The sequence below is a fragment of the Saccharopolyspora sp. 7B genome (genome assembly GCF_020177435.1).
Taxonomy (GTDB): domain Bacteria; phylum Actinomycetota; class Actinomycetes; order Mycobacteriales; family Pseudonocardiaceae; genus Saccharopolyspora_C; species Saccharopolyspora_C gregorii.
Window position 1 is genome coordinate 1 of the sequence record NZ_JAIUKC010000228.1, and the last position, 10673, is coordinate 10673.

Annotated in this window: 11 protein-coding genes and 1 pseudogene; 9 read left to right on the forward strand and 3 right to left on the reverse strand. The window is 68.3% G+C overall.

Annotated features, from left to right (window positions below):
- Positions 1–348: transposase (locus tag LCD33_RS27350; protein ID WP_224962590.1), on the reverse strand; the 348-nt coding region annotated here is incomplete at its 3' end.
- A 592-nt stretch (positions 349–940) separates the two neighbouring features.
- Positions 941–1549: a TetR/AcrR family transcriptional regulator gene (locus tag LCD33_RS27355; RefSeq protein ID WP_224962588.1), complete on the reverse strand. Its 609-nt coding sequence runs from the start codon at positions 1547–1549 to the stop codon at positions 941–943.
- A 95-nt stretch (positions 1550–1644) separates the two neighbouring features.
- On the opposite strand from LCD33_RS27355, the gene LCD33_RS27360 reads away from it, so the two are divergent.
- From LCD33_RS27360 to LCD33_RS27380, 5 genes are all read left to right on the forward strand, one after another.
- Positions 1645–2835 carry an MFS transporter gene (locus tag LCD33_RS27360; protein WP_224962586.1) on the forward strand — a complete coding sequence of 397 codons (1191 nt, stop codon included), beginning with the start codon at positions 1645–1647 and terminating at the stop codon, positions 2833–2835.
- A 58-nt stretch (positions 2836–2893) separates the two neighbouring features.
- The gene (locus tag LCD33_RS27365) at positions 2894–3772 is read left to right on the forward strand and encodes an aldo/keto reductase (RefSeq protein WP_224962594.1); all 879 of its coding nucleotides are present in this window, start codon (positions 2894–2896) and stop codon (positions 3770–3772) included.
- A gap of 50 nt (positions 3773–3822) precedes the next feature.
- Complete coding sequence (locus tag LCD33_RS27370) at positions 3823–4098, forward strand: YciI family protein (protein ID WP_224962592.1); 276 nt, start codon at positions 3823–3825, stop codon at positions 4096–4098.
- Positions 4099–4189: 91 nt separating this feature from the next.
- Positions 4190–4792, forward strand: a complete 603-nt coding sequence (locus LCD33_RS27375; RefSeq protein WP_224962584.1) for a TetR/AcrR family transcriptional regulator — start codon at positions 4190–4192, stop codon at positions 4790–4792.
- Positions 4793–4851: 59 nt separating this feature from the next.
- A complete protein-coding gene (locus LCD33_RS27380) occupies positions 4852–5850 on the forward strand; it encodes an amidohydrolase family protein (protein ID WP_224962582.1) in 999 nt (332 codons plus the stop codon).
- A gap of 407 nt (positions 5851–6257) precedes the next feature.
- Here the strand turns inward: LCD33_RS27380 and LCD33_RS27385 are convergent, their stop codons facing one another.
- Entirely contained in the window at positions 6258–6884 is a 627-nt protein-coding gene (locus LCD33_RS27385) for a TetR/AcrR family transcriptional regulator (RefSeq protein ID WP_224962581.1), read from the reverse strand.
- Positions 6885–6920: 36 nt separating this feature from the next.
- Here LCD33_RS27385 and LCD33_RS27390 point away from each other — a divergent pair, with 36 nt between their 5' ends.
- The 4 genes and pseudogenes from LCD33_RS27390 to LCD33_RS29135 all read left to right on the forward strand — a co-directional run.
- Complete coding sequence (locus LCD33_RS27390; RefSeq protein ID WP_224962579.1) at positions 6921–7880, forward strand: NADP-dependent oxidoreductase; 960 nt, start codon at positions 6921–6923, stop codon at positions 7878–7880.
- A gap of 150 nt (positions 7881–8030) precedes the next feature.
- The gene (locus tag LCD33_RS27395; RefSeq protein WP_224962577.1) at positions 8031–9503 is read left to right on the forward strand and encodes an MDR family MFS transporter; all 1473 of its coding nucleotides are present in this window, start codon (positions 8031–8033) and stop codon (positions 9501–9503) included.
- 58 nt (positions 9504–9561) lie between these two features.
- Positions 9562–9957 (forward strand): annotated as a pseudogene (locus LCD33_RS29130) (cation:proton antiporter); the annotation flags it as partial.
- A gap of 62 nt (positions 9958–10019) precedes the next feature.
- The coding region (locus LCD33_RS29135; RefSeq protein ID WP_308011333.1) for a cation:proton antiporter at positions 10020–10673 on the forward strand (654 nt) is incomplete at its 3' end.

Sequence of the window (10673 nt, forward strand, 5' to 3'; positions counted from 1 at the left end):
GCGGCTGCGGGATCCGACGGTCTCGGCGGCCTTGATCGAGGCGGAGTCGATGATCCCGGCGCTGGGCGCGGCCCGGCGACCTTCGGCCAGTCGTGCCCGGTCACGCAGCGCGTCGAGTAGGTGCTGAGTGGCGTCGTGGTGTTCCCAGGCGGCGAAGTGGTTGTACACAGTGGACCACGGTGGGAAATCCGCTGGTAGAGTTCGCCATGTGATGCCGTTGTCGACGACGTAGAGGATCGCGTCGACGATCTCGCGGCGGCAGTGCTTGGCTCGGCGGCCACCTCGCCCGGTTAGCCAGCCCGGCGTGGGCAGCAACGGTTCGATGAGCTTCCATTGAGCGTCGGTCATGTCCGACGGATAGCGCCGTGACCTGCTTGGAGACTGGTGCGTGGTCGCCAACAGGCGGCAGGATCGACCCCCTGCGGGCAGGGTCGACGAACTCGGGCACGATGGCATCCGGGACTCCTCGGTAGAGCGGATGACCAGACACCACTCGATCTACCAGGGGTCCCTTCTCATCTCCGCAGCCGCCCCGACGACCAACATCAGTTCAGGAACAGGCTCTCAGGGCGAGTGGGCGAGAGCGTTGGGCGGGGAGTGGGGATGGCGCTCTCGGCTTCGACGCTGTCGACGACGATGCGAAATTCCAGTCGAGTCGGAGCCGGGTCGCGCTGCTGATCGGACGTGAGCAAGGGGCCCGCATCGACAGGCCGCCCAATATCGGCCAGCCCACCTCGCCGCGGTCGCGGGCGGACACTTGAACCGTTCCGCGGCGGTGCGGGCGCCAGGTCCGAGCGTCCTCAACGATCGGCGGGCCAGGCGTCCCCTCGCCCCCTGGTGCGAACGGGCACTAGCGTGAGTCGTTGCGGCGCGACGTGTGGTACCTCGCATCGTCCAGGCCGTCTTCTCCGGCGTCATCCGTCCACAACGTGCTGAGGAACTACACCGAGGCCGCGAACGCGTCCCAGACGTGCAGGGACGCGTCCGCACCGCTGTGTAGGGATTTCGGCTCGGCGCCGTCCCGGATCTGTACCGAGAGGCCGAGCAGCAGCCCGTGGAGCAATCCGCTCAGTCCGATCACGTCGGTGTCCTGCCGGAGCTCGCCCGTGTCGACCGCTCGGATCACGCACCACTCGATGCCCTGCCGGTCTTCCTCGCGCCGCCGTGCGACGGCGTCGCGCACCGACGTCGGTGTCTGCTCGCCGGTGAGGCCGCTGGACAGGGCGACCAGGCATCCGGCGGGATGGCGCGGATCAGTCTGCATGTCGATCGAACCGTGCAGGAGTCGTGCGATGGCATCACGTCCGGAGAGACCCGGGTCGCGGACGACATCGGTGATGGCCCCCCAGCTCGACACATAGCGTTTCAACGCGCGCTCGAACAGGGCGGCCTTGGATTCGAACGCCGCGTAGAAGCTCGCCGACGAGATGCGCATCGCCGCGCGCAAGTCTGCGAGAGATGTCCCCTCGTACCCCTGCTCCCAGAACAGCAGCATCGCCGCATCCACTGCGGCATCGACGTCGAAGGTGCGCGGGCGACCTGCGGGCATCAGTCCTCGTCTCATTCGGGATCAGTCGATCCAGTTTGACAAGCGTCGCTCTTGCGGTCAATACTGGATCAACTGATCTGGAATTGGAGCTGCCTGTGACTGAGGCCATCGAGACCGTCCGCACCGCATCGACGGCGCGTCGCACACTGCCGTTCGGAGCCCTTGTCGTGATGGCGATGGTCGGGTTCATCGTGATCGCCACCGAAACGATGCCGGCGGGGCTTCTGGCCGAGATCTCGCACGGCTTGGACACCTCGCCCGGCGTGACCGGGCAGCTTGTCAGCGCTTACGCCCTTGGCACGGTCCTCGCGGCGATCCCGTCGACGGCGCTGACCCGAACTGTCCGGCGAAAGCCGGTGCTGCTCGTCGGAATCGTCGGCTTCGTCGTGGCGAACACGGTGACGGCCCTCGCGCCCGGGATCGTGATCGCGCTGATCGCCCGATTCGTCGCTGGTGGGTTCTCGGGCCTGTTGTGGGGGATGCTCGCGGGATACGCGCGACGGATCGCGGCACCCGAGCATGCCGGTCGAGCGCTCGCCATCGCCATGACGGGGACGCCGGTGGCGCTTGCCGTCGGAACGCCGCTGGGCTCCTGGCTGGGCGCTGCGACGGACTGGCGGTGGGTGTTCGGCGCGATGTCGGCCCTGTCCGTGATCGCGTTCGTGCTCACCGTGGTGCTGGTCCCTGACGCGCCCGGACAGTCCGCCTCGAGCAGCCGCTCGCTTCGACGAGTCGTGGGGATCCCTGGGGTCGGCGTGATCCTCGTCGTGGTGTTCGTGTGGATGTTCGCGCACAACCTCGAGTACACGTATATCGCCGAGTACCTGGGGGCCATCGCAGCGGCGCTTCCGGTCGGCGTGGCGCTCGTCGTCTTCGGTGTCGCATCGCTGGTGGGCGTGTGGCTCACCGGAGTCGCTGTCGACCGTCATCTCCGTCGCACCACCCTCGCGGGAGTCGCTGCGTTCGTCGTGGGCGGACTCGTTCTGGCCGTCGGCGGCACGTCCCCGGTGCTGGTCATCGTCGGTCTCGCACTCTGGGGCGTCGGATTCGGCGGCGCCGCGACGCAACTGCAGACGGCGATGGCGTTGGCCGCGGGCGACAACGCGGACGTTGCCAACTCCATTCTGACCGTCGCGTTCAACCTCGCGATCTTCGCCGCGGCAGCGGCCGGCGCGACGCTGGTCGACGGTGGAGCGGCGACAGTGCTCCCGCTGGCGATGGCGGCACTGAGCCTTGTCGCTCTCGCGCTCGTAGCCGGCGGACGCAGGCACGCGTTCACGCCGTGAGCCGACCCCCCTGCACGCGCCTGTTCCGAATGCTCCAACCCGATTGAAAGTGGACCTCATGCACCCATCGGCACGTGCCGATCGCGCTGGCACGATCACGATCGGCGGCGACCTGGACGTCGCCCGCCTCGGCTTCGGCACCATGCGGCTTCCCGGCCCCGGCATCTGGGGACCGCCGCGCGACCACGACGAGGCGATCCGCGTCATCCGCCGTGCCGTCGACCTCGGTGTCACGTTCATCGACACCGCCGACTCGTACGGGCCGGCGGTCGCCGAGGAACTCATCAAGGAAGCCCTTCACCCGTACCCGGACGACCTCGTGATCGCGACGAAGGCCGGACTCCTGCGCCCCGGCCCGATCGTGGCGCCGGGCCCCTGGCCCCGATGCGGACGCCCGGATTACCTCAAGCAGCAGGCGGAGCTCTCACTCCGCAGGCTCGGCGTCGAAAGACTCGACCTCTTCCAACTGCACCGCGTCGACGAGACGGTGCCATTCGAGGACCAGATCGGCGCGCTCGCAGACCTCCGCGCGGCCGGAAAGGTGCGGCACGTCGGACTCTCCGGCGTCTCGGTCGCCCAGCTGGAAGCCGCACGCAGCATCGTCCCGATCGTCGCTGTGCAGAACCGTTACAACCTCACCGACCGCTCCGAGACCGCAGTGCTCGACTGGGCGACCTCCCACGGAATCGCATTCATCCCGTTCGCGCCGCTTTCCGTCGGAGCCCTCGCCGAGCCGAGGGGCGCGATCGGCCAGATCGCGGCGACGCACGGTGTCCCGGCCGGGAGCGTCGCCCTCGCATGGCTGCTCAAACGCTCGCCGATGATGCTTCCGATCCCGGGCACCTCGACGGTCGCGCACCTCGAGGAGAACATCCGAGGCGCGGCGCTGGACCTCTCCGACGACGAACTCGACCTCATTGGCCGCGACACCCGCTGACCCGACCACTTGACGACGAAAGATCCGAAAGCAGCAGGCCCGTGATTCTCATGATCTCGAACTACACACGATCCCTCGACGAGGTCTCCACGATCCGCCCCCAGCACCTGGCGTTCCTCGACGAACTCGAGGCGCGCGGGCTCGTTGTCTCCGCCGGGATGCGGAACCCGCCTACCGGCGGTGTTGTGCTCCTCGCCACCGACGACGTCGACGACGCACACGCGCTCATGGCCGACGACCCGTACGCGAAAGCCGGCTACTCGATCTACCAGGCTGTCGGATGGAACCCCGTCCGCGGCGTCCTCGCCGACTGGGCCGCGCACTGAGGCGATCAGCGCGTCCATGTCAGCATCGCTACATACCGGTCGTCTCTGAGATACCGATGGTATATTCATTCCCATGGGCAGGGGGAGCCGGGTGCGACGGCAGCAGGAGACGCGGGAGGCGATCCTGGCAGCCGCGTACACCTTGTTCTGCAGCAAGGGGTATGGGGGCGCGTCTCTTGCTGAGATCGCCGAGTCGGCGGGCTTCACGAAGGGAGCGGTGTATGGGCTGTTCCGGAGCAAGGAGGACCTCTTTCTCGCACTCGCGAAGGCGCGCACGACCGAGCTCGTCGCGGAGGTAGGGGAGATTCTCGGACGCTCCGCGTCCCGTCAGCAGCGCCTTGACGCCTTGGCGGGCTGGGTGCGGAGGAGGGCGGACGCGGAGCGCGAGTGGTTCCTCGTCAACGCGGAGTTCTCGATCCTGGCGGCGCGTCGTCCTCACTTGCTCCCTGATCGACGTGCAGCAGCCGCCAACACCGTCGCGGACGTCATGAACGTCCTCCAGATCGACTCGCTCGGCGATGGCGCTGGTGTGAACGAGAACGTCGGACGGGTCGTCCTCGCGCTCGCGGACGGGCTCGCGTTGCAGCTCGCACTGGACGAGGCCGTGGACATCGCGCACATCTTCACGGACGCCCTCACTCGGTTGCTGGGCTCAGGGCCAGCCGAGGGCCGTGACAGGGACGGACGCTCTTGAACGCGGACGGTGGCGGAGCGGAAGGCGACTCGGGGCCGGAGGGGGTGTCCCGTAGGCGCGTGGTGGCGGGTATCGGTGTGGGGACCCTGATCGCGGCCGCAGCGGGGTTCGGCCTCGCCGCGACACCGCGAGTTCCGGCCTCAACCCCGTCGGCCCTCGTCGATCATCACCTGCACATTCAAGGTCCCGCGGCGACCACACACCTGCGGCGCCTTCGCACCGAACACGGCGAACTTGCCACGCTCTCGCTGCTGAACCGAGAGGCGTTCGCCGTACGCACGGGAGAAGACGCGGTGCGGGTACTCGACGCGGCGGGCATCGGCCGCGGCGTGCTCCTGTCGGAGGCGTACATGCTGGGCTCGGCCGAACTTGTGCGGGAAGAGAACGCCTTCAACGTCGATGCCGCGCGTACATCTCGCGGACGGTTGTGCGCCTGCGTGGGAGTGAATCCGTTCATGACCAGCGCGGTCGATGAGTTGCGCCACTGGGCGGGGCAAGACGGGGTCGTCGGTGCAAAGCTTCACCTCGCCAACAGCGGGTTCGATCCGCAGTCGACGGACTCAGTGGACCGTCTGGTTCAGATCGTCAGAGAGTGCCGCGTTCTGGATCTTCCGCTGGTCATCCACCCTCGGCACTCGCCCGACTACTCGAGAGAAGCCGCCGACGTTTTGATCAACGGCGTGCTGTGTGAGGCCGAAGGGCTACCGGTCCAGATCGCGCACGCCGGCGGCTGGGGTGGGCTCGACGAGTCGACCTTCGCCGCCCTGCAGGGATATCAGGACGCGATCGAAGCATCCCGTCCGGGAACGAGCCTGCTGCAGATCGACCTCGCCGTGGTCGTGCAGGCCCCCTGGGCCGACGGCGAGAAACTGCATCGGCTCGTCGAGCACATGCGGCACATCGGAGTCGAACGCTTCCTAATGGGGTCGGATTGGCCCGCCATCGCGTCCCCCGGCGATCACAACCGACTGTTGCTCGGACAACTCCCCTTGAGTGAGTCGGAACGGCGGACAGTTCTGAAGAACGTCGCGAACTATCTCGGGACAGCACATGCGTGAGAGATCCACCGACCGCATGCCGGCATCGCCCCGCCCCGTATTGGCTCGGCCCATACTGCCGCTCGCGGTCGCGACAGCGACCGTGCTGTTGGCGTCCGCACCTCTGGTCGGCCTGGTCTGGTTCACCGCTGTCCAGGCCGTGACATCGATTCTGGCGTTCGTGATCCTGCTGCTGGTGCTCCGGTACGCCCGGTGGCTCTGGGCGGCTGCCGTGGCGTTCGCCCTGCTCCTGCTCCAGCCAATATGGCCTGTCGCCCCGAACCCGCTGACACACTCCGCGACGATAGTCGCCAGCACCATGCTCCTCCTGTCCGTCGGTCTGTCCGTTCGTGCTCCGAAGCGGCGCAAGCGAGAACGGCCGAGAACTCCACCGCCTCAGCTGGACGCCCCACCCGTCGATGGGCGTGTCAGCGACATGTCGGTTCGGCGCGGAGGCCATCGAGGAGCAGGTCGAGGAGACGGTCAGCACTGATCGTTCCCGCGGCTTGCTGCGACACCGTGAAGATGCCGATGAGGCTGGCGGAGATCTCGGTGGGGGTGATGTCTGCGCGGAGGTCCCCGGCCTCGTTTCCTGCCTGGACGATGGTGGAGATGGCGTCGAGGATCTGATCGCGTGTGTGCGCGTGGGGGAGATCGCCGGTCTCGACCATCGTGAGCAGGGTGTTGAGCATGCCGCTCTTGGTGGCGATCCACTCGCCGTAGAGGTCCATCCAGAGTCGGAGGGCTCTTGCCGGGGCGTGCATCGTGAGGAGCTCTCGTGCGCCGGCGGTGAGGCGGGTGACCTGGTCGCTGTAGACCGCGGCGACGAGCGATTCGCGGGTGGGGAAGTGGCGGTAGAGAGTCCCGATCCCCACGCCGGCATCGCGCGCGATGGCTCGCATCGACGGCTCCGCGCCGTCGCCCCTCGTGAGTGCGCGGGTAGCGACCGCGAGGAGGTGGGCACGGTTACGGGCGGCATCTGCGCGCGGCTGATGAGCGTCAGAAGTTGTCAAACGGATCACGCTCCGGTTAGAGTGAGGATATATACGGAGCATAGTCCGTTTTGATGATGGATGAGAGCAGGTAGCGGGATGAGTGGACAGCGGGACGATCGGATCGACGCGCAGACGGGGCGGGCGGTGCTGTTCGAGTCGTTCGGCGGGCCGGAGAACCTGACGGTGCGGAACGTGCCTGCGCCGCAGGCGGGGCCGGGGGAGATCCGGATCCGGGTCGCCGCGGCGGGGCTGAACCCGATGGATTGGGTGATGACTTCCGATGCGGAGACCGCGGCCCGGTTCGGGCTGTCGCTGCCGTGCGGCTACGGCACGGACTACGCCGGCGCGGTGGACCAGGTGGGCGAGGGCGTGACCGGGTATGCGGTGGGTGACCGAGTGTTCGGGACGGCGCTCTCGCGCTCTCTGGCCGACTACATCCTGATGAGCGCAGACGGCGACATCGCCTCGGGCGTCGCCCACCACACCCCCGATGGTGTCGACGACCGGACGGCGGCGACGCTGGCGATCGCTGGAAGCACCGCTGTCGCCGCCTTGGCGAAGCTCGATCTCGGTCCGGACGACACGGTGCTGATCGGAGGGGCCGGCGGTGGCGTGGGCGTGTTCGCCGTGCAGCTTGCTCGACTGGCCGGGGCGCGCGTGATCGGGACGGGATCTGCGGCATCCGCGGAGTACCTGTCAAGCCTGGGCGCCACACCAGTGACGTACGGCGACGGCCTCGTCGAGCGGGTCCGGGCACTGGACGGTGCCCTGCCGACAGCGGCGCTCGACCTTCACGGCACCGACACCGTCGGTGTCGCTCGGGAGCTCGGCGTTCCCGACGATCGCATCTGCACCATCGCGGCCGCGGTTCCCGGGGTGCACGCCGCCAACGGTGCGGCGGCGGGTGCAGAGGCGCTGCAGAACATCGCGCGTCGTGTCGCCGAGGGGGAGCTGCGCGTCCCGATCGCGGAAACGTTCCCCCTGGACGAAGTTCGCGCCGCGGTCGAGCTCCAGGCCGCCCGCCACGTGCGCGGCAAGGTCGTCGTCGACCTCTGACCTTGCCGCCGTGGGCGTGACGCACTCCCGACCTAACGGGAGCGCGTCACGCCGATACGTCTTGCCGGCCGTCCCGTGGTGCCGGGTCTCGCGCGGCATCCTTCGGGCGCCCTCCGCGGGCGCCCGCCGCGCACATCGAATGAAGGAATCATGAAGTTCTCGCTGAAACGGCCCCTCTCGAACCGGAGCCGCTCTGCCAAGCCGGAGGATCCGGACGCGATCGATCCGGCCGTCTGGACGACGGCGTTCAGCATCATCGTCGGGGCGATGGCGGTCGTCTTCGACACCACCATCGTGAGCGTGGCCATCCACGACCTGGCGGATGATCTGCACGCACCCCTGGGCACCATCCAGTGGGTGACCACGGGGTATCTGCTCGCGATGTTCGTCACGATCCCGCTCGCCGGCTGGGCGCAGGCGGCGCTGGGCGGCAAGCGGCTGTGGCTGGTGTCGCTCGGGGCGTTCCTGATCGGCTCCATCCTGTGCGCGGCGTCCTGGGACGCGGCAAGCCTGATCGTGTCCCGGGTGGTGCAGGGGCTCGGCGGCGGAATCATGCTGCCGCTGATGACCACCCTCATCGTGCAGGCGACCGGCGGGCGACACATCGGCCGGGTGATGGCCGCGATCACCCTGCCAACCGCGCTCGGCCCGATCATCGGACCGGTACTCGGAGGAGTCATCCTCGCCGTCGCCGATTGGCGCTGGCTGTTTCTGGTCAACATCCCGTTCTGCGTGATCGGGGCATGGCTCGCCTACCGGAACCTGCCCGCACAACCGTCACGCCGGGGTGTGCGACTGGACCTGTTCGGCCTCCTCCTCGTCTCCCCAGGAGTCGCGGCGATCGTCTACGCACTCTCACAGGTCCAGGGAAGTGAGGGCTTCGCGTCCATGGGCGTCCTGGTCCCCCTCGGCGTCGGAGCGGTCCTCCTGGCGGGATTCGTCGGGTGGGCGCTCCGCCGTGGCGAGAGAGCACTGATCGACCTGCGGCTGTTCCGGCACCGGAACCTGACATCGGGGTCGGTGCTCGGCTTCCTGGCGGGCGCGACGTTGTACGGGGCCATGTTCCTGCTGCCGCTGTACTGGCAGGAGGTCCGGGGCGAGGACGCGCTGGGAGCGGGGCTTCTCCTCATCCCGCAGAGCCTCGGCACGCTGCTCTCACGAGGTGCTGCCGGCCGGTACACGGACAGGTTCGGGCCGAGATGGGTCGCGCTGGCCGGCTTCGTGATCGTGACCGTGTCGACGATCCCGTTCGCGTTCGTCACCGCAGACACCAGCTACGTGCTCCTGCTCGTGACGCTGTTCAGCCGGGGCATCGGCATGGGGGTCGCGATCATCCCGCTGACCGGAGCCTCCTTCATCGGGCTTCCCCACGATGACACGCCGGGAGCCAGCATCATCACGCGCGTCGCTCAGCAGCTGGGAGGTTCGATCGGCACAGCAGTCATCGCCGTCGTCCTCCAGAACGCCTCGGCCAGCAGTGCCGACCTCGATGACATCGCACACGGCTTCGGCAGCGCTTTCTGGTGGGCGATCGCCTTCACCGCCGTCGCCGCCCCCGTCTGCCTCCTCATGCCCGGCAGACCGCCGGCGACAGCCGTCCCGGCCACGGCTGCGGCCGGCTGACGAACACGTCCCTGACGGGATACACACGGAGAGAGAACGAATGGAATCGGTCGCGATGATGCTCGTCGCCGGAGCGCTGCTGGTCATCGGGGGTACCTGGCTTGCGCCGAAGATCCGCATGGCGGGACCGATCCTCTTGGTCCTCGTGGGGATCGCCTGCAGTCTCATCCCCGGTCAGGCTCCGCTGGAGATCGAACCGGAATGGATCCTCACCGTCGTGCTTCCGCCGATCCTGTACGCCGCGGCGGTCAACGTGCCGATGACGGACTTCCGTCGCAACTTCCTCACCACCAGCGGGCTGTCCGTCGGGCTCGTGCTGTTCTCCGCGGTCGCAGTCGGTTTTCTCCTCACCTGGCTGCTGCCCGGGCTTCCCCTCGCTGCGGGTATCGCTCTGGGTGCGGTCGTCGCTCCACCCGACGCCGTCGCCGCGACCTCCATCGGCAAGCGCCTCGGCCTGCCACCGCGGCTCGTGTCGTCCTGGAGGGGGAGGGGCTCGTCAACGACGCGACCGCGCTGGTGCTGCTGCGATCCGCCATCGCCGCCCTTGCAGGCGGGGTCACGCTGCTGGATGTCACCCTCGATTTCGACTACGCCGTCCTCGTCGGGATCGGCATCGGCACTGTCGTCGGATTCGCGGCCGTGCGGGTGCGTGCACGCATCGGCCAGCCGACCCTGACGACCGCGATCTCCTTCACGGTGCCGTTGCTCGCCTTCTTCCCCGCCGAGGCGCTGCACGGATCCGGCGTCCTCGCCGTGGTCGTCGCCGGTTTGATCACGGGGTTCACCGCGACACGCCACCTCACGCCGCAGGACCCGATCAGCGAACGCATGAACTGGCGCACGATCCAGCTCATGCTCGAGAACGGCGTCTTCCTCGCCATGGGATACCAGCTCTTGCACGTCGCCGAGGAAGTCGCCCGAGAAGGCGGCGATCTCTGGGGCACGATCTGGGTCGGGCTGGCCGTCACCGCCGCACTGATCCTCGTGCGCATCCTGTTCGCTGGCCCCCTGAGCGTATGGCTACGCTTCGAGCAACGCCGAGCGACGCGACGCCTCGCCGACACCGGCCGCGACAAGAGCGCGCGATGGCGCCACGTACTGCGGCTCCCGCATGCCGGGAAGGGCTCGCAGCGCCGACGAGCGGATTGGCGGGTGCTCGCCGCGGCTGCG